The organism is Solwaraspora sp. WMMB335 (assembly GCF_049179075.1).
Taxonomy (GTDB): domain Bacteria; phylum Actinomycetota; class Actinomycetes; order Mycobacteriales; family Micromonosporaceae; genus Micromonospora_E.
In genome coordinates, this window is the sequence record NZ_JBMHMF010000001.1 from 6007440 (window position 1) to 6027525 (window position 20086).

The 20086-nt window shown below is 68.3% G+C and carries 12 protein-coding genes; 8 read left to right on the plus strand and 4 right to left on the minus strand.

Annotated elements, in window-relative coordinates:
* Positions 1 to 14: 14 nt before the first annotated feature.
* The gene (locus ACN27F_RS26095; protein ID WP_421437846.1) at positions 15 to 1580 is read right to left on the minus strand and encodes an MFS transporter; all 1566 of its coding nucleotides are present in this window, start codon (positions 1578 to 1580) and stop codon (positions 15 to 17) included.
* A gap of 396 nt (positions 1581 to 1976) precedes the next feature.
* On the opposite strand from ACN27F_RS26095, the gene ACN27F_RS26100 reads away from it, so the two are divergent.
* From ACN27F_RS26100 to ACN27F_RS26120, 5 genes are all read left to right on the plus strand, one after another.
* Positions 1977 to 2678, plus strand: coding sequence for a TetR/AcrR family transcriptional regulator (locus tag ACN27F_RS26100; RefSeq protein WP_421437847.1), 702 nt, complete (start codon positions 1977 to 1979; stop codon positions 2676 to 2678).
* A gap of 65 nt (positions 2679 to 2743) precedes the next feature.
* Complete coding sequence (locus ACN27F_RS26105) at positions 2744 to 3106, plus strand: hypothetical protein (RefSeq protein ID WP_421437849.1); 363 nt, start codon at positions 2744 to 2746, stop codon at positions 3104 to 3106.
* A 53-nt stretch (positions 3107 to 3159) separates the two neighbouring features.
* Complete coding sequence (locus tag ACN27F_RS26110; RefSeq protein ID WP_421437851.1) at positions 3160 to 6228, plus strand: AAA family ATPase; 3069 nt, start codon at positions 3160 to 3162, stop codon at positions 6226 to 6228.
* 136 nt (positions 6229 to 6364) lie between these two features.
* The gene (locus ACN27F_RS26115; protein WP_421437852.1) at positions 6365 to 6559 is read left to right on the plus strand and encodes a hypothetical protein; all 195 of its coding nucleotides are present in this window, start codon (positions 6365 to 6367) and stop codon (positions 6557 to 6559) included.
* A gap of 47 nt (positions 6560 to 6606) precedes the next feature.
* Complete coding sequence (locus ACN27F_RS26120) at positions 6607 to 11226, plus strand: S8 family serine peptidase (RefSeq protein WP_421437853.1); 4620 nt, start codon at positions 6607 to 6609, stop codon at positions 11224 to 11226.
* Between the two features lie 254 nt (positions 11227 to 11480).
* On the opposite strand, the gene ACN27F_RS26125 is transcribed toward ACN27F_RS26120, so the two are convergent.
* Positions 11481 to 12104, minus strand: a complete 624-nt coding sequence (locus ACN27F_RS26125; RefSeq protein ID WP_421437855.1) for an SRPBCC family protein — start codon at positions 12102 to 12104, stop codon at positions 11481 to 11483.
* Between the two features lie 233 nt (positions 12105 to 12337).
* Positions 12338 to 13357, minus strand: coding sequence for an alpha/beta fold hydrolase (locus ACN27F_RS26130; protein ID WP_421437857.1), 1020 nt, complete (start codon positions 13355 to 13357; stop codon positions 12338 to 12340).
* Positions 13358 to 14040: 683 nt separating this feature from the next.
* Here ACN27F_RS26130 and ACN27F_RS26135 point away from each other — a divergent pair.
* From ACN27F_RS26135 to ACN27F_RS26145, 3 genes are all read left to right on the plus strand, one after another.
* Positions 14041 to 15663, plus strand: coding sequence for an FAD-binding oxidoreductase (locus ACN27F_RS26135; RefSeq protein WP_421437858.1), 1623 nt, complete (start codon positions 14041 to 14043; stop codon positions 15661 to 15663).
* Between the two features lie 134 nt (positions 15664 to 15797).
* Positions 15798 to 16535 carry an SDR family NAD(P)-dependent oxidoreductase gene (locus ACN27F_RS26140; RefSeq protein WP_421437860.1) on the plus strand — a complete coding sequence of 246 codons (738 nt, stop codon included), beginning with the start codon at positions 15798 to 15800 and terminating at the stop codon, positions 16533 to 16535.
* A gap of 707 nt (positions 16536 to 17242) precedes the next feature.
* The gene (locus tag ACN27F_RS26145) at positions 17243 to 18427 is read left to right on the plus strand and encodes an acyl-CoA dehydrogenase family protein (protein ID WP_421437862.1); all 1185 of its coding nucleotides are present in this window, start codon (positions 17243 to 17245) and stop codon (positions 18425 to 18427) included.
* A gap of 271 nt (positions 18428 to 18698) precedes the next feature.
* Here ACN27F_RS26145 and ACN27F_RS26150 read toward each other — a convergent pair whose 3' ends face one another.
* Complete coding sequence (locus ACN27F_RS26150) at positions 18699 to 18821, minus strand: hypothetical protein (RefSeq protein ID WP_421437864.1); 123 nt, start codon at positions 18819 to 18821, stop codon at positions 18699 to 18701.
* Between the last annotated feature and the right edge of the window lie 1265 nt (positions 18822 to 20086).

The window sequence follows — 20086 nt, forward strand, 5'->3', positions numbered from 1 at the left end:
ATCTCATCGGTCGGTCAGGAGGCGGCCGGTGCCACGGCCTGAGGCGCGTTGTCGGTGTTGTCGACGGCACCGACAGCGTCGCCGTCGGAGTCCGCCGACCCGTCACCGGCGGCCGCACCGATGGGCGGTGGCGGGGCGGCCGGCAGCCCACGGAAGCCGATGATGCCGGTGAGCAGGCTGAAGAAGACCCAGACGAACAGGGTCGCGATACCGAGGTGCAGGGCCTCGTTCAGCGCCGACGGGCCGACCTGTCCGTCGGCGGCCAGCCCGGTCAGGTGCCGCTGCATGACCGAGGCCGAGATGGCCAGCGCGAGCGCGCCGCCGACCTGCGTGGAGACGTTCAGCAGGGCGGAGGTGGTGCCGGCGTCGTCCTCGGTCGCTGCCGAGGTGCCGACCGTGGGTGTGGGAATGAGGCAGAGGACCAGGCCGACGCCGAGCAGCGAGGTGATCGGGAGCAGCACCGCCCAGTAGGAGCCGCTGGTGGGCGTACGCATCAGCAGGACCAGCATGACGGCGAGGAGCACGGCGCCGATCACGTACGGGATCTGCGCGCCGATCTTCGGAATCGCCTTGGACAGCGGACCGGCCACGATCATCATGGCGAGGGTCGTTGGCAGGTACGCGAGTCCGGTTTCCAACGGGCTGTACCCCAGGATGCTTTGCATGTATATCGGCAGGAGCATGAAGCACGGGATCATCAGACCCGCGGTGAAGAATTCACCGAGGCTGCCCGCCACCACACCGCGTAGCCGGAACAGCCGCAGGGGCAGCAGCGGTGCTTCCGCGCGATGCTCGATCACGACGAACATCGGCAGCATGACGGCGGCCAGCACGAAGGCACCGACGGTACGCGTGCTCGTCCAGCCGTGGTCGGTGATGCTGACGATGGCGAAGACCAGCGAGCCGAGCCCGAGAGTACCGGTGACACCGCCGAGGACGTCGGCCTTGGGCCGCGACCCCGCGGGGCCGCCACCCTTGATCAGCGCGAACGCGCCGATGGTGAGGACCACGGCGATCGGCACGTTGATGTAGAACGCCAGCCGCCAGTTGACGTCGACGATCGCTCCACCGAGCAGCGTGCCGAGGCCGGCACCGACACCGATGACCGCGCCCCAGACGCCGAACGCCTTCGCCCGCTCGATCGGGTCGCGGAAGGAGACCACGAGGATGCTGAGGCACGCAGGCGACAGGCCGGCCGCCGCCAGCCCCTGCAACGCACGAGCGAGCAGGATCTGGTCGTCGGTCTGCGCCATGGCGGCCAGCAGCGATCCGGCGGTGAACAGCGCCAGGCTGCCGAGGAACATCCTCCGCCTGCCGATCACGTCGTTGAGCCGGCCACCGAGCAGCAGCAGGCCACCGAACAGCACGATGTAGTTGTTGAAGACCCACTGCAGTCCGATCGTGGACAGGCCGAGTTCACGCTGCAGTTCCGGGCCCATGACGCTCGCCACCGTTGTGTCGAGGGCGATCATTAACTGACCCACGGACACGACGACCAGCACCAGCCAGCGCCGCTTGTCCGGGGCGGGGTCGCCGAGCGTGCCGATGGGCACCCCGGTCTTTTGTTCCTGGCTCGTCATGGTTTTCCTTTCGGCCCTTCGAGCTGGTTCGGGAGTCGGGTGAGCTGGGTGCTGCGGGCGGGTCGGGTTCGTCCTGCTGTTCGCGGTGAACCCGACCTGGACGGCTGCCGCCACGGCAGGCGATGCCGTGGGCCGACAGCGGTCCCGTGGTCCGCAGGTCGTCCGGGAAGCGGGCAGGGACAGGCGTCGTCCACTACGGCCACCGCAGGTCCGCCAGGTCTCGCGTGCCTTGCCTCACGAGGCTCACCGGGTCCGCGATGGTCGATACGAGGCTGACAGGAGCACTGCTCTCTGTCAAGAGTATTGCTCATGGAGCAGACTGGTGCTCTAATACGTGGTACCCAGTCGGGTACGCTTCATCTCGGATCTGACCAGTCCGCATCGAGGGGAGATGTCTTGGCCTCCGCGCGCGCGCTGCGGGAACGTGTTCGTAAAGAGTTGACCGACGAGATAGTCGAGCTCGCCAGGGCGCAGCTTGCCGACCGCGGCGCGGAGAACCTGTCCCTGCGGGCGATAGCCCGCGAGCTCGGCATGGTCTCCTCGGCGGTCTACCGCTATTTTCCCAGCCGGGACGACCTGGTCACCGCGTTGGTCATCGACGGCTACGACTCGATCGGTGAAGCGGTCGAGCAGGCGGACGCGGCGGCAGTCGAGGACGACCACCCTGCGCGTTGGGCCGCCGCCGGCCGTGCGCTACGTGCCTGGGCGGTCGCCCACCCGCATGAGTACGCCCTGGTGTACGGCTCACCCGTGCGCGGGTACCACGCCCCGGAGGCGACCCTGCAGGCGGCGATGCGTGACAAGATGGTGCTGGGACGGATCATCAGCTCGGCCCACCAGGCAGGTGCACTGAGCATTCGGACGTTGCGCCTGCCGTTGACCGAAGGACTGGCCGAAGACGTGCGGCGCGTACGCCAGGCCGTCCTGCCGGACGTGCCCGATTCCGCCATCGTCGCCGCCCTCACGGCCTGGAGCGGCCTGTTCGGGATGCTCAACCTGGAGCTGTTCGGCCACTTCAACAACATCATCGAGGACCGGGTGGCGTTGTTCGACCAAGCCCTGGTGCAACTCGCCGACCTGGCCGGCCTGTCGACCTGACGTTCAGCACACCCACCCGTTCGATTACCCCTTGTCAGAGTCTGACCATCGAAGAGAGTGTTTCCGTGCGGATCGCCATCATCATCTGTTCGGCCGTGCTCATCATGGAGTTCGTCCTGCACGGCCTGGCCATGTGGATCGGCATGGAGGCCGGCATCCAGCCACTGACCAACCACTTCGGATTCCGCCCCAACCGCGGGCTCACCCTGCTGATCGCCGTCCTGGACACGGCGGCGGCCGCCGGGATCGTCGCCGGTATCTGGAAGCCTGAGATCGGCGCGGTGGCCGCCGGGTACGCCGTCGCGTTCTTCGGCATGATGCTGATCCTGCGCTTCTATCGTCACCTCGGCGGCATCTTTCCACCAGACTTCCCGCTCTTCTTCAGCCTCGGGGTGATTCTGCTCGTCCTGCAGGTGATCCGCGCCTGATTGGGCCGAGCGGACCAGACAGCCGCCAGCCTGGTCCGGGCTACGCTGCGACGATGTGGGCGGGTGAACACTCGGAGACGGTGGGCGCGTCACTGGCGATCTCGGCACCGCGGCTCGTCGGGCGTGCCCGCGAAGTGGCCGCGCTGATCGACGCGCTGGCCCGGCCGCCGGTGGCGGTGCTGCTCCAGGGTGAGGCCGGGATCGGCAAGAGCCGGCTGGTGCGCGAGGCGCTCGCGGCGGTGCCAGCCCTGCGGTCCAGCACGTTGATCGCGGTGTGTCCGCCGCTACGGGAGTCGTTGACACTCGCGCCGATCGTCGACGCGATGCGCGGCATCCGGCCGGGCCGAGCGGGTCAAGGGCTGAGCGCGCTGGCCGGAGCGCTGCGGCCGCTGTTTCCGGAGTGGTCGGCCGAGCTGCCGCCGTCGCCGGAGCCGATCGACGACGCCAAGGCCGCGCGGCATCGGCTGTTCCGGGCGTTGGACGAACTGGTCCAGGCGCTCGGTGTGGACCTGCTCGTGGTCGAGGACGCGCACTGGGCGGACGAGGTGACGCTGGAGTTCCTGCTGTTCCTCGCCGCACGTCAACCGGCGGGTGGGCCGAGCCTGGTGGTGACGTACCGGCCGGATGAGGTGGGCGACCAGTCCCTGTTGTTGCGCCTGTCGTCGCGGCTGCTCGCCGGCGGCACCCGGGTGCGGATCGAGCTGGTGCCGCTGAGTGTGGCCGACACCGCGGAGCTGGTGTCGTCGATGCTCGACGGCAATCCGATGTCGACCGAGTTCGCCAGCTTCCTGCACCAACGCACCAGCGGCGTGCCGCTGCTCGTGGAGGAGTCCGTCCGGCTGCTGTGCGACCGGGCGGACGTGGTGTTCCGCGACGGGCGGTGGGTGCGGCTGAGCCTGAGTGAGCTGCAGGTGCCGGCGAGTGTGCGCGACTCGACCCGGGAACGGGTCGGGCGGCTCACGCGGACGGCCCAGCGGGTGCTGCGGGCGGCGGCGGTACTCGGCGAACCGGCGCGGGAGACCACTCTCGCGGCAACCGCCGGCCTGCTGTCCCGGGCCTGCCGGGCCGGCCTGACCGAGGCGGTGGCGGCCGGTCTGCTCGACGGCGACGACCGCGGCCGGTGGCGGTTCCGGCACGCGCTCGCCGCCACCGCCGTGTACGAGGCGGTGCCGCGAATCGAGCGCGCCGCGCTGCACCTGCGCGCCGGTCGGTCGTTGGAGGCGCTCGACCCACCGCCGGTCGCCCAGCTCGCCCGGCATTTCCGCGAGGCGGGCGAGTCGGCCGCCTGGGCGCGTTATGCCGAGCAGGTCGCTGGGCGGGCCATGGCGTCCGGTGACCACACCTCGGCGGCCGTCATGCTCGACGAGTTGCTGACCACAGCGGAGCTTCCGGCGGCTGACCGGGCCCGGATCGCCCGCACGGCGGCGGTCGCGGCGCTCGGCCGGCGCGAGCCCGTCGACGACGTGTACCACCGGGTCGTCGCCACCCTGCGTACGGTGCTGGACGCCGCCGACCTCACCGCCCGCCAGCAGGCGGACATCCGTAACCCGCTGGGAAGATTGCTGATCATCGGCGGTGAGGCGGAGGCCGCGCTCACCGAGCTCGGCCGGGCCGTCGACCATCTGGCGGACCCGCTGGAGGCGGCTCGGGCGATGACCTACCTCGGCTGGGCGTACGCCGGTCCGTGGCCGGCCTCGACCCACCTGCGGTGGCTGCGCCGCGCCGCCGACCTGATCCCCCGGATCCGGTCCGCCAGCGATCGCCTGTCGCTGGCCGGCAACCGGGCGGCGGCCCTGTTGATGCTCGGCGAGCCGGAGGCCTGGGAGGCGGTAGCCGAGCTGCCGACCGACGGGGCTTCGCCGGTGGAACGGCAGGACATCGCCCGGATCCACGCCAACGTCGGCACCGGCGCCCTGATCTGGGGCCGGTACGCCGAAGCGGACCGCCATCTGGCCGTCGCGCTGCGGCTCGCCGACGCCGAGCAGCTGGCCCGGCTGCGCTACAACATCCTGATCGAGCAGGCCAACCTGGACTGGTTCGCCGGTCGGTGGGAGGGCCTCGCGCGGCGCGCGGCCGACCTGGCCGAGGCCGATCGGGACCGGCCCGGTGTCTACCTGGCCAGCGTCAGGTTGGCCGGGCGGCTGGCCGCGGCCGTGGGCCGGACCCGGTTCGCCGAGCAGCAGTTCGAGCTGGTACTGGAAGAGGCTGTCCGACGTGGAGCGGTCGACGACACGGTCGAGCCGGCGGCGATGCTGGCCCGGCTGTGGCTCGCGGACGGCCAGGTCGACCGGGCGTTGCGGGTCACCGAGGAGCCGATCGGAATGGTCGCGGCCAAGCGGGTCTGGGTGTGGGCCACCGACATCGCGCCAGCGCGGGTCGAGGCGCACCTCGCCGCCGGCCACGACGGGCCCGCCAACCAGCTGGTGCGACGCTTCGCCCGTGGACTACGCGGTCGCGGCGCGCCCGGCCCGCAGGCCGCGCTGGCCAGCTGTCGGGCGCTGCTGGCCGGCGCGGCCGGTGACCACGTCCAGGCGGCGGCGGGGTTCGGCCGCGCCGCGCGGGCCTGGGAAGCGCTGCCCCGTCCGTACGACGCGCTGCTCGCCCGGGAACGGCAGGCTCAGTCGCTGCTGGCAGCCGGGCAGGCCGGCCCGGGTCGAGGGCTGCTGGCCGAGGTCTACGACCGGCTGTACGACCTCGGCGCGCGCGGGGATGCCGACCGGCTGGCGCGACGACTGCGCGAGCACGGTGCGGACGTGCCACGTCGGTGGCGCGGCGGCCGCAAAGGGTACGGTGACCGGCTTTCCCCGCGAGAGTTGGACGTGGTGCGGTTGGTGGTGGCGGGCAAGACCAACCGCGAGATCGGGCGGGTCCTGGCCAAATCGTCGGCGACAGTGGACCAGCAGGTCCGTTCGGCGATGCGCAAACTCGGTGTCTCGACCCGGACCTCCTTGGCCGTGGCCGCGGTCGAAGCCGGAGTGTTCGCGACGGACACGTCGGACCCCCGCGATTCGCCGGCCGCTCCGGCGTACGGTGCCACCCCGAACGCCGCCCACACCCGCGAGTCGAATGTCGGACGCGATTCGACCACTACGGGGGAGAGTCCGCACGCGGCGGCAAACTGAAACGTGCCGGCAATCGACTGGACACCGCAACGGTGAACGCATCGCCGTCGGGCAATTCTTTGACGAATCTGCTGGATAGCTAACGATCCGGTGGCTCTGGAGCATGACAACATGCAAAAGCCATCGGGGCAGCTCCATGAGTGAGTTGAGAAACGCGCCGCACGACGATTCGGACCGCGATCCGGCATGGCCGCCGGCCCGGCGGCCGGGCGAGGAGCGGACCGGTGATCCCGGGCCCGGTGGACCGACCGCCGGAGCGGACGACGGCTCCGCACCGGCCGACGAAGCGGGGCCCGACCACGGCCACCGCGATCCGTACCAGCCCCTGTGAGGGGTGCCGTGCCAACCCTGCGTGGACGAACCCGCGGAAGGAAATTCATGAGAAACCTTGCCCGAGCGATGTCGGTGGTGCTGCTTGCCGCACTGGCGGCAGCGGCACCGACGGCAGCCGCTGCAGCGCCGCGACCTGGGCCCGACCCGGGCACCGACCCGGCACGCAACGCGGCCGACAAAATCCAGCCGGAGCTGGAGCGATCCTTCCAGAACGATGTCAGCACCGACCTGTGGATCCGGTTCGCCGACCAGGCGGACCTGTCCCAGGCGCGGCAGATCGACGACTGGGCGGCCCGTGGTGCGGCGGTCGCCGCCACCCTGCGTCAGGCGGCGACCGCCAGCCAGGCCAGCGTCCGGCAGTTGCTGGACGGCCAGGGGGTGAGCTACGAGGCGTTTTGGGCCACCAACGCCATCTACGTACATGGCGGAACCTCGATGTTGGCACACGAGCTGGCGGCTCGCCCCGACGTCGAGGGCCTGTACGAGCCGGTCGAGTACCAGCTGGTTCAGCCGCAGCCCGGCGGGCCGACCTCGGCGGAGATCGCGCGGGCCGAAGCCGAACGGGTGGCCAACGCCGTCGAGTGGGGCATCGCCAACATCAACGCCGACGACGCATGGGACCAGTTCGGCACCAGGGGCGCCGGCATCACCATCGCCAACCTCGACACCGGCGTCCAGTTCGACCACCCGGCACTGGTCGACCAGTACCGGGGCAACCTCGGCGACGGCACCTTCGACCACAACTACAACTGGTTCGACGCCGACGGCTACTGCTCCGACGCGCCCTGCGACCGTGGCCGGCACGGCACCCACACGATGGGCACGATGATCGGTGACGACGGCGCCGACAATCAGATCGGTGTCGCTCCCGAAGCGAACTGGATCGCGGCCAACGGTTGCTGTCCGAGCGACGCCGCGCTGGTCGCCTCCGGCCAATGGCTGTTGCAGCCGACCGACCTCAACGGACAGAACCCCGACGCGAGCAAGCGCCCGCACATCATCAACAACTCGTGGGGCAGCCGGCAACCGTCGTTGGATCCGTTCATGGAGGACGTCCAGCTGGCCTGGGACGCCGCCGGCATCCTCGGCATCTGGTCCAACGGCAACAGCGGCGAGCTGGGCTGCCAGTCCAGCGGGTCACCGGGCAGCCGGACGGTCAACTACTCGGTGGGCGCCTACGACGTCGACAACCGGATCGCCTCCTTCTCCGCCCGTGGTCCGGGCCAGGACGGCGAGTTCAAGCCGAACATCGCCGCCCCGGGCGTCGCGGTCCGCTCGTCCGGGCCGGGCGACACCTACTACCCGGAGAACGGCACGTCGATGGCGGCGCCGCACGTCGCCGGTTCGGCGGCCCTGCTGTGGTCGGCGGCGCCCGCGCTGATCGGGGACACCGACGCGACCCGGCAGTTGCTGGACGGCACCGCGATCGACACCGCCGACCCGCAGTGCGGCGGCACCGGCGCCGACAACAACGTCTTCGGCGAGGGCCGGCTCGACGTGCTGGCCCTGCTGGAGGCGGCGCCGGTCGGTGACACCGGCACCCTCGCCGGCACCGTCACCGACGCCGGCACCGGCAAGCCGATCGACGGCGCCACGGTGACCATCGCCACCGAGCCGGCGCGCGAGCGCACCACCGGCGCGGACGGCAGCTACTCGGCGCGGCTGACCGTCGGGACCTACCCGGTCACCGTGTCGGCGTTCGGCTACGTCGAGCAGACCGCCGAGGTGACCGTCGGAATCGGCGAGGCCGTCACCCTGGACGTCGCGCTGGCGGCGCTGCCGAGCGCGACCCTCAGCGGGCTGGTCCGGGACGGCTCCGGCCACGGCTGGCCGCTGTACGCCAAGGTGAGCGTGGTGGGCACGGACGTCAGCGACTTCACCAACCCGTTCACCGGCCGCTACCAGCTGAGGCTGCCGGCGAACGACACGTACACCCTGTTCGTCGAACCGCAGTACGCCGGCTACGGCACCGTCGAGCAGCAGGTGCAGATGCCCGGCGGCAACCGCACCCTGGATCTGGCTCCGCAGGTGGAGCAGTGCCAGGCGGCACCGGGTTACACGTTCTCCGCCGGTATCGGCGTGCTGGGTGACGACAACGGGCAGATCGGTGACTTCCTCGCCGGCCGTGGCATCCCGACCACGGTGGTCGAGTGGGGCGACGACGTGTCCGACTACGACACGATCATCGTCAACCGGCCGACCAACCCGGGGGCCGACGCGTTCACCCGCTTCCTGGCCGACACCGACGCGGCCGGGGTCGGGGTGATGTTCCTCGACACCTGGTCCAACGTCGGCGGCAACGGGATCTACCTGCTGAACCAGTTCACCGGCAACCCCGGGGTACGCAGCAGCGGAATCTCGTACGACACCGAGACACACCTGTCCTATCAGGTGATGCAGGAGCACCCGATCGTGGCCGGGTTCTCTCCGGGCGACATGATCGGCTTCAACGAGACCGACGTCTACTCCAAGCACTACGGCTACTTCGACGCGTTCGGCGGGGACGGTCGGATGGTGGTGGCCAACGCGGTCCGCTCCGACACCGGTACGGTCGGCGTCGGCATCGGCGTACAGCAGCGGGCCGACAACCGGCACGTACTGCTGTCGATGCACGCAGCCAGTTACGCCACCGGTCCGCAGACCTGGCACAGCGACAGCGCCCAGGTGTTCCTCAACTCGTTGGACTGGGTCAGCGAAACCGAATTCGCCTGCCGCACGGTGGACGGTGGGTTGGTCGCCGGGTTCGTGCGCGACGCCAACACCGGCGACGGTCTCGTCGGTGCCCGGGTGACGCCGGTCGACGACCCCGACGAGAGCACCCGGGCCACCGCGACACCGCAGGATCCGGAGGTCGACGAAGGGTTCTACGCGTTGTTCTCGCCGGCCGGCCGGCACCGGATCACCGCGTCGGCGACGGCGTACACCGAGATGACCCGGTGGGCCGACGTCGCCGAGGACTGGATCACCCGGCACAACTACCAGATGGCCGCCGGCCGGTTGGTGATCGCCGGCGGGCCGGTCGAGGCGCAGGTGCCGCTCGGCGAATCCACCGAGGCCAGCTTCACCATCACCAACACCGGTGGCGCGCCGGCCGAGGTGCAGCTCACCGAGCGCAGCGGCGACTTCGAGATCCTGCGCGCCGACGGCAGCCGGGTCGACTCGCGGGACCTGCTCGCGGCACCGGGCGCGCCGGTGCGTCGGATCGAGGTCGACGTACCGATCGAGGAGCTGGCCGGCGCCAGCCCACCAGCGTCGTTCGGGCCCGACCAGGCAGACTCGTCGGCGGCCGCGGCCCCGGCGGCGGAACCGTGGATCACCCTGCCCAGCCTGCCCCGGACGATCATGGACAACAGCGCGGTCACCGTCGACGGCAAGCTGTACTCGTTCGGCGGTGCCAGCGGGTCGGCGCTGGCCGACGTCTACGTGTACGACCCGGTCGCGCAGAGCTGGACCAAGACCGCCGACATGCCGTACGGGCCGCGTAACCAGGCTGCCGAAGGGGTCATCAACGGCAAGGTCTACCTGGTCAGCGGCTGGAGCACGTTGAACACCGACACCCTCGTCTACGATCCGGCCAGCGGCGAGTGGAGCAAGGGCGCCGACGTGCCGGCGGCCTCGGCGGCAGCCGGTTCCGCCGTGCTCGACGGGCATCTGTACGTGGTGGGCGGCTGTACGACGAGCAGTTGCGCACCGTACTCGACCGATGTGTTCCGCTACGACCCCCGGGCCGACGCCTGGGAGACCCTGGCGGACTACCCGATGCCGATCGCCTGGCAGTCGTGCGGCGCGGTCAGCGGTCGGCTCTACTGCGCCGGAGGCCTGTCGAACAGTCAGCCGGTCACCGCGACGTACGCCTACGATCCGGCGGGTGACGAATGGACCAAGGTCGCGGACATGCCCGCCAACATGTGGGGTTCCGCCTATCACACCGCCGACCACCGGCTGCTGATCTCCGGTGGTGGGACCGGCACCTCGGCAGTCACCAACCAGGGGTACGCCTACGACCCGGCGACCGACTCGTGGGCGAGCCTGCCGGCGGCGAACAGCATCGGGTTCCGGCCGGGCAGCGCATGTGGGCTCTACCGGGTCGGCGGATCCTCGGTCGCGGGATTCCAGCCCACCACGACCGTGGAGGTGCTGCCCGGCTTCGACCAGTGCGTGTCGGTCCCGGACGCCGAATGGCTTCGGGTGACCCCGGACACCGCGACCCTGGCGCCGGGCGAGAGCCTGGCGGTGACTCTGGAACTGTCGGCGGACGTGGCCCAGCCCGGCATCTACACCAGCGGGGTGTCCGTCCTTGAGGGTACGCCGTACGCGGTGGACCCGGTGCCGGTGACGATGACGGTCACGCCGCCGGACACCTGGGGCAAGATCACCGGTACGGTGACCGCGGTCGGTTGCGACGGCGGCCGGACCCCGATCACCGGGGCGACGGTGCAGCTGAGCACGTGGACGATGGAGTTGGCACTGGCTACCGGCGCCGACGGTACGTACGCCCACTGGCTCGACTGGCGACACAACCCGATCACGATGATCGCGGCCAAGGACGGCTACATGCCGCAGACCCGCCAGAGCGAGGTCACCGCCGGTGCGGTGACAGTCGAGGACTGGGCGCTGCGGCAGGTGTGCGGCCGGTCGACGGGCGCACTCGAAATCAGTTGGTGAGGTAGTCCCCCTGCGGCGGCTGCCGCCACGCGTACGCCCCGAGGCTCCGGTTCTGGATCTCGGGGCGTACGCGTCGGGCCAACCCGTTCGACGGTGGTTGACGGCGACAGGTCGGCATGGAACCACGGGCGTGTGCTGCGGGATGCGCAGTCCGTCCGGGGGCGCGCAGGAGTGGGCTGCTGTAGCTGCCCGACGTGTTCGGTACTGCTGCGCGGTGGGTCCGGTTCACCGGACTGGACCCACCGCGGCGGAGGTCAGCGGCTGGCCGAACCGAGCTCCATCTCAGCGGAGGTCTGCGCCTTGCCGGTGGCGTTGGGCACGCCCTGGCCCTTTGCGACCAGGTTCTTGAGGCTGCCGTTGATGTAGTTGTCCCATCCCTCCTGGCAGGCGTTGTAGCACTCGAACTCGGGCACCAGGCCGTGATGGGTGAAGATGATCTTGGTCTTGCCGTCCTCTTCCGAGATGTCAAAGGTCATCGTGGTATCGACCCACTCGGAGCTGTCCTTGACGAAGGAAAAGTAGTTGTCCACGACGTGCCAGGCGACTTTCTCGCCGGGAACGGACTCAGTCACGCGGATCGTGCAGCGATGCAGGTCCTCGTAGTGGTAGCGGAACTCGTCACCGACCTTCTCGGCGTTGCCTTCGATCTCCGCCGACCACCAGCCCTGCGGATTGGTGATCGCCTCGAACGCCTCTTGGGGAGACTGGTCCACGGAAAACGCGGTGGTGTAGCTCGGCCCGGTCATGATTTCCTCACATTCGTGATATGCGGAAGGGTTGTCGCCGTCCCGCGAGCGCGTGTCGCGGAAGTGGCAATGCTCCGCGTGGGTGAAGTCGCCGTGTCGCCGGTATCCACTGTCTATGCCGACTTGTCTCACGAACCTACTGACTCAGGCTAATGCGTCCACTTGTGTGACGCAAGTCGAGCGCGGCGCGTGTCGGCGCGCCGTCGAGATGGGTTTATCTCCCGGAAGGTCGTTTTTCTCCTGCCCAAGGGTGGGTTCGGCAGCGAGGTCCGTGGAAGTTGCCGGGTGTGTCTCCGTCCGTCGGCCGCCGGCTGAGGACACGACACGGTCCACCGTGTCGACGGTGGACCGTGTTCGCGTCGGCGTCAGGCTACGCAGTTCGCAAGCGACTCGGAGGGCGCGGGCACGCCCGCAGGTCCGAAGAAGAGATTCGCACAGTCGATCACGAACTGCGGGGTTTCCTCCTGGATCCAGTGGCCAGATCCAGGCGCCACGATACCTCGCACGTCCCCGGCCACCTGCTCGAACGACGCGGCGACACCGAGCCCGAACACGTACTCGGCACCCATGGCCAGCACCGGCTGGGTAAGGCGCTTGGACACGGCGTGGGCCTTGGTGTCCTCGGCGTTCGCCGGCCACGCCCGGTAGTAGTTGTAGCCCGCGCTACGCCGGGCGGGGTCCCGGTAGGCATGGATGTAGTAGTCACGGTCGATCGCGTCGGGGATCGCCGCGAACTCGAACACATGGTTCAGGTATGCGGCGACGTCATCGTTGTCTACGATCTGCTCAGGTATCGGCGACGGCGCCATGTTGAGCCGGAAGTGGAAGCTGAGCGAGTAGGCGTCCTCCAAGCCGAAGCCCAGCAGCGTCGAGTCGAGCACCGCCAGCCGGGTCACCTCCTGCGGGTAGTCCCGTGCCCAAGCGTAGCCAATCAGCACGCCCATGTCGTGCCCCATGACCTTCACCTCGCGGTACCCGAGCCGGTTGACGGCTTGGTGCAGCCGCGCGGCCGTCGTCTTCTGGTCGTAGCCGTCGCGCGGGATCGAGGAGTTGCCCAGGCCCGGCAGGTCGAACGCGATCACGGTGTGGGTCTTGGCCAGCTCGGGCATGACCAGATGCCAGTCCCACCAGGTCTCGGGCCAGCCGTGCAGCAGCACGAGCACCGGACCCGAGCCACCTTTGACGTAGTGCAGGCGGCCACCGTCGGTACGAACCAGTCCGTGCCGGAATCCCGGGTGGAAGTGCGCGGGGCCTACCACCGGTTCACGCTTGGCGTGGCTGGTCTGCGTGGCCGCGGTGTTCTCGGTGCTGTACGCATCATGGGCGAGCGCGGCTCCGACGCTGCCGATGGTGATCGCCAGCGCGGTGATTCCCCCGACGATCATCCGTTTGAGTGTCAACAGTGAGCTCCGGACGCGAGCACGGGTCTTCTGCGACGACATGGCGGTACCTTCCCTTCCTCGACCGCATAGGGCGGAATTAGTTCAAGCTATGACAAAACAGCGAGAAACACCTCTTCTTGATTGTCGTCTTTTGATGGCTGGTCGAGGGAAATTCAACGTCGTCCAGCGTCACCAGTGCCGAGGAAGAGAAGCCCTTGGTACTCCACGCTGGCGCGAGCGGCTCGGAGATGGCTGGGCGGACGACGCGGTGACCGACTCGTCCTGATGGCACCCACGTGGCTTCTTCTTCCAACCCGGACGACAGCACCATCGACTCTGTCGCCATCGCAGGATCTTGGACAACTCCCGCCTTGCCCTGCTGACCAGCAATTTTGGCTACAGATGACGGCATGTGTCGAGAAGCCAGCCGGTGGGCCGGTCAGCCACTATCGACTGGCCAGCGGGACCGACGACGTGGTCGCCAGTATCGCCGGGCTGAGACCGAGGTCAGAACCTTTGTCGCAAACAACTTCAGAGAGCAACAGACCGTGTGACACGAGAGGGCAATTTCGAGGAAGTGAGAACGTCCTACCGGCCATAGCCTGGCGACCGGTGCACAGACGTGAGCACGAGACTTCGACGTTGTCCGCTCGCAGTATCTCTGATCCCGAGAGGACAGGATTCCCATGGCGAACGAACAGCGAATGGTGGAACGACGCGCGTTCCTAGTCGGCGCAGCAGGGGCAGGCGGCGCGGCTTTGGCCGGCGCCGCGTTGCCCGACGTGGCATACGCGGCCGCAGACAGGGAGGCGCTTGTCGCGCGGGTCACCCCGGCTGACCCACAGTATCCCGACCTTGTGACGGGTCTGAACGCTCGATGGACCGCGACGCCGGCTGCGGTGTACGTGGTGGACTCCCCTGAGCAGGTAGTCCGGGTCGTCCGAGGTGCCCTTCGCACCGGCGCCAGGTTGACCGTCCGCAGCGGCGGCCACGGCTTCGAGGACTTCGTGTACAACAGCGAGGTCGACACGATCATCGATATGACGAACATGAATCAGATCTACTACGACGCAAGGCTCAAGGCCGTCGCGGTGGAGGCCGGGGCGACCCTGCTCGACGTCTACGAGAAGCTCTACCAGACCTGGGGTGTGACCCTGCCGGGCGGCGTCTGCTACTCCGTCGGTATGGGTGGCCACGTCGCTGGCGGCGGCTGGGGCTGGTTGGTTCGCCGTAACGGCCTGATCGTCGACCACCTGTACGCCGTCGAGGTCGTCACCGTCAACGCAGCCGGCAGGGCGACCAGGATCCTGGCCACCCGGGAGACGACGGATCCCCACCGCGAGCTGTGGTGGGCCCACACCGGCGGCGGCGGCGGGAACTTCGGCATCGTCACGCGCTATTTCTTCCGTTCGCCGGGGGCCACCGGAGTCACCCCTGCACAGATTCTGCCGAGGCCGCCGTCCAAGGTGCTGTCGAGCTTCACCCTGTGGACATGGAACACCATGCAGCAGGCAGACTACGTCCGCCTGCTGCAGAACTACGCGAGCTGGCACGTCGCCAATATCTCCTCTACCAGCCCCACTCGTGAGGTGACGAGCCTGATCCAGTCGTTCCACCAGGCCAAGGGCGAGATCCATGTGTACACCGTGGTCGACGCTGCGGCGCCGAATGCCCAGCAGATGTTGGACAGCTACCTGGCTCACCTGAAGAACGGCGTGACCGATCCGGCCTTTTCGGCGCAGAACACCATGCCGTGGCTGCAGTTCTGCAAGCTCACGGGCACGACCAACACGTTGAACAACGACCCGACGCTACGCGGGGAGTACAAGTCGGCGTTCATGAAGGGCACCTTGACCACGGCCCAGGCGACAGCGATCTACCGGGCGATGACCAGGTCCGACATCAACAATCCGAATCTGAACATCGTCATCAGCCCGTACGGCGGCATGACCGCGGCCGTGCCCAACTCGGCGACTGCGATCCCCCACCGGCAGGCCGCCTACAAGTTGCTCTGGCAGGCGCAGTGGCCCAATCCAGCCGACGACGCCGCAAACATCGCATGGGCCCGCGAGAGCTACCACGACACATTTGCGGACACAGATGGCATACCCGTGCCGAATGATCTGACCGACGGCTGCTACATCAACTACGCCGACGCGGACCTCAGCGATCCGGCCTGGAACAGGTCAGCCTTCGCGTGGCATGACCTCTACTACAAGGAAGGCTACAGCCGGCTGCAGGCCGTAAAGAAGATCTACGACCCGCACAACTTCTTCCGGCACCGTCAGTCGGTGGAGCTCCCATCCTGACAGAGCGATACCCGAGCCAGCGTGAGTGGAAGCGTCGGTGCGGAACGTGCGGGTCGCACCGGCGCCTCCGCCGTTACCCGTGACCAGGTAGCGGGACGGATGTCAGCAACACGTAGACGAAAGGGAGTAACACGATGTACACCATCACCGGCAAGACGGTCCTGGTGACCGGAGGCAACCGCGGCATCGGTCGGGCGCTGGTCGAGGAGGCGCTGAACCGGGGGGCGAAGCGGGTGTACGCCGGCACCCGCCAGCCTTTCACCCACCCGGACGAGAAAGTCACCCCGCTGACCTTGGACGTGACCGAGGCGGAGCAGATCGCGCAGGCCGCCAAGGCCGTCGGCGAGCTTGACGTACTGGTGAACAACGCCGGCCTCGTCGCGTTCGACGACCTGAGCGATCGCGCCGTGCTGGACAAGATGCTCGCGGTCAACTTCTTCGGTGTGTACGATACGATCCAGGCATTCCTCCCGGCGCTTGTCCGGTCCCAAGGTGCGATCGTCAACAACATTTCGGTGAACGCATTTGCGCCGTTCCCGTTGGTCTCGTCGTATTCGGTGGCGAAGGCCGCGACGTTCAACATGTCGCAGTCGCTACGCGGTCTGCTGGCAAGTAAGGGCGTCACTGTTTACGCGGTCATGACCGGCCTCGTCGACACGGACATGACCAAGGGATTCGACGTGATGGCGAAGGCAGCCCCGGAGACCGTCGCCAAGGGCGTCTACGACGGCATGGAAAAGGGCGAAGAGGAGATCTTCCCCGACCCCATGGCCGAGCCGTTGGCTGACAGCTGGCGTTCGGGCGGTGGCAAGAACCTCGAGCACCAGTACGCGCAAATGGCAGCGCAGATCGCTGCAGCACAATCCGCCTGAGTAGCGGGCCTGTGACGGCGCGACACGTCTCCAGGAGCAGTCATCAGTGAGGGGCAGTGGCTGCCGTGCCCGGGCACGGCAGCCACTGCCCCTCACCCCATTTGGTCTCGCGTCATCCCGACGGCGAACCGTTCGACTGTGACCGGCTCACCGAGACCTCGCCGGCCACGTATGTCCGGGCATCTGCGCCACGATCTGACCTGTGCAGCGGACCTTGGTGTCACCGTCCCTCCTGGACCGGCCCGTCGAGCCGCTGGACCTGCCCGCCCTCGCCGACTCGGACCACCACCAAAACAGGTCAGGGCACCCAAGGCCCACGCCGACGGCAGCCAACTCGCGCCCGACAACCGCCCCCTACGACCCGGCCGCTGCGCGGCCCGCGGTGTTACGGCGAGTGCGGGTTCACCATCCCGACCGGACAGTGGGAGGCGCTACGCCGCGTCACCGCCGTTCCACGCAGGATCGGCGGCATCGTCGCGGTAGCCCTGCACCTGACCCGATCCGAATAGAGGTACTCACCGGAAGGTCAGTGAGATCACGTCGGCGTCTTTGAGGTTCACTTATCTCGGTTTCTGCCAGAGCAACGTGAGAGAGGTGAGCCGCAGGCATCGCATGCCAGAGTTTGTGATAACGGGACGTCACCCGGCACCTGCCGCAGCAGTTGCGCCAGGCCCTTCCTTTCCCCGCCTTTGTGTGGAGGAGCAAAGATGACTGTCATTGAGTCCGCACCGCAGCCCGAACTCGTACAGCGAGCCAAGAATCTGGTTCCGCTGATCCAGAAGCATGCCGCGTGGCAGGAGGAGAACCGAGTCCTGCACCCGGAGGTGCTCGACGCTCTCAAGGAGGCCGGGCTGCTGCAGCTGCGGTTCCCGGCGCGATATGGCGGGACCGTGCCGGATGCGCGCACCGTTGTGGACGTGGTCGCCGAGCTGGGCCACGGCGACGGTTCCACCGGCTGGACGATCAGCACCATGACGATCGGCGCGTGGCTGGCCGGCCTGCTGCCCGATGAGGCACAGGACGAGATCTTCGCGAACCCGGAGGACCGATTCTGCGGTTCAGTCGGCCCGAGCGGCGTGGCCGTGCCGACCGAGGGCGGCTACATCCTGAACGGGCGGTGGCACTTCAACACCGGCGCTCCGCATGCCCAATGGGACACTCACGCCATCGTGATCGACCTAGGCGACGGCAACATGGTGCCGGGCATGGCGGTCGTTCCGGTGTCGGAGCTGACGATCATCGACGACTGGCACACCGTCGGCCTTCGTGGTACCGGCAGCGTGACGACCATCGCGAAGGACCTGTTCGTGCCGGAAAACCGGGTCCTGAACATGGTCCCGGTCATGATGCAGAACCAGCACGCGTCGAAGATCAATGCTGACTACCAGGCGTGGCGCGTGCCCTTCCTGCAGTTCGCGGTCACCGTGGCTGCCGCGCCGGCGCTGGGTATGGCCCGAGCTGCCTGGGACGCGTTCATGGAGCGGTTGCCAAGTCGGAAGATCACCTACACCAACTACGAGAAGCAGATCGAGGCGACGCTGACCCACCTGCAGGTCGCTGAGGCCAAGGTCAAGATCGACGAGGCGGAGTTCCATCTGCACAGGGCGGTGCGGCGGCTGGACGAGAAATCACTCAACGGTGAGCCGTGGACTCTCGAGGACCGGGCGGCGGCACGGATGGACGCGGGCGCCGTCTGCGCTCGGGCGAAGGAGGCCGTCGACATCCTGAACAACGCCAGCGGCGGCTCCTCGGTCTACTCCGACGTACCGATTCAGCGAATCGAGCGGGACGTCCAGACGATCAATCTGCACGGCATCATGCACCCGAACACGAACCTGGAGACCTACGGCCGCATCCTGTGCGGCCTGGAGCCCAATACGATGTTCCTGTAGACAGTGCATCGTTCGCGTGGCCGGGGTTCGAGAGCCCGGCCACGCAAACGTTTTTCCGCACGGGCGAACCATGGCCGTTCGCCGCGGTCGCCGGCCGGGCACGGACCTGGATTGCACCTTGTGGATCCGGCTCGATTTCATCGATTGGGTCCCCGCCGCGACGAGGGTCCGGCTGTTGATCCGCGTCGACGCGCGGCGCTATCGTGCTTGCCGGGGTCGGCGAGCGGTCACCGACGTATCCGAGGTCACCGGCGTCGGGCTTAGACCGCGGTCAGGCGGTCACCGCCGAAGCCTGCACCGCCAGCGTATACACCGTCCAGGCGGAGATCGCCGAGGCGCATGGCGTCTCGCCGGCGACGATCTCGCGGCCGGTCACCGGCATCACCTCGGTCATCGAGCGCGTGCTGGCGGAGTTCGTGCCGACAGCCGACGATCTCAGCCCGACCCCAGTACATCGTCGACGGCATCCTGCCCTCGCTTGAGCAGCTTGTGGCGGTGGTGGTTGAGCTGCCGGCCGAGGTTGAGCGACCTGAGGTTGAACTCGTCGCAGCCCGGCAAGGGTAGGGGCGGTGGCCGCGGGTTCCTGCCGTACGGGCGGGTCGCCGATCTGATGGCCGATCTACGGTGGGTTCAGGTGCGTGCACGTGGCCCGTACCCTCGGACTGACGTTGTGTTCCACGTCGGGGGCCGCGCGAAGGCCGATGTCGACCTGACTTGGGTCATGTGGTGCGTACGACGATCGGTGCGGCGTTTCCGCTGGTGGCAGTGGTGCCGCCCGTTGAGCGCCCCGACTGGAGGAGCACCTTCGCACTGGATAGCGGCGCGTCGGCTTGACGGATACTTCACGGCAGGTCGCCGCGCCGAGATCGGAAGGTGATCGTGGCCCGGGTCGGGATTCACCATGCCGCCGCCGTGCTCGGCTGCCGGCTTACCCGTTGCCTGCCGCCGCTCAGCCCGTTGTGTCCGGCTGGACGGCGGCTGACCGTCGGTGGATGAGCCGGCGTAATCACGCACGGTCACGAATGTGATGTCACCTCCTGCCCATTTCGGGCACTGCGTCGTGCTGCCTCCGTCCAGCCATCGCCATGTCCGCGGCGAGTGGAGCCAGACTGACGTCATCCCTGGCTTTTGAGGTGTGCCAGAGTCCACTCGCGATGGAGATCCCGCGTTACCCGGGCCGGCTCCAGCCCCCTGGTCACCGTGAGTGACCCGACTGGGGTCATGTGGTGCCGTACGACGATCGGTGTGGCGTTTCCGCTGGTGGCAGCGGTGCCGCCCGTTGAGCACCCCGGCTGGAGGAGCGCCTTCGCTCTGGATGGCGGCGTGTCGGCGTGGGCGGATACCTGGCATCCGCCGGCGTGGGTCCTGGTGGGCACGTCGTGGTCGGCGGCCTTGCGGCTCTTCCGGTAGGCTTGGTCATCCACATCGGATGCTCGCGTCTCTTCCGGGGCGTAGGGAAGTCGCCGAGATGGAACGTCGTGCCGAGGTCAGGGTGTCGGGTAGTGCGCAGATTTCGACACGGTCGCGAGCAACACGGCAGGTCACAGCGCCGAGATCAGAAAATGATCTTCAACGTGACCCAACTCGGGTCGGGGGCCGCGCGAAGGCCGATGTCGACGCTGGTGGGGTGCTGCCCGGGTGCACCGGCGCGCCTACGGC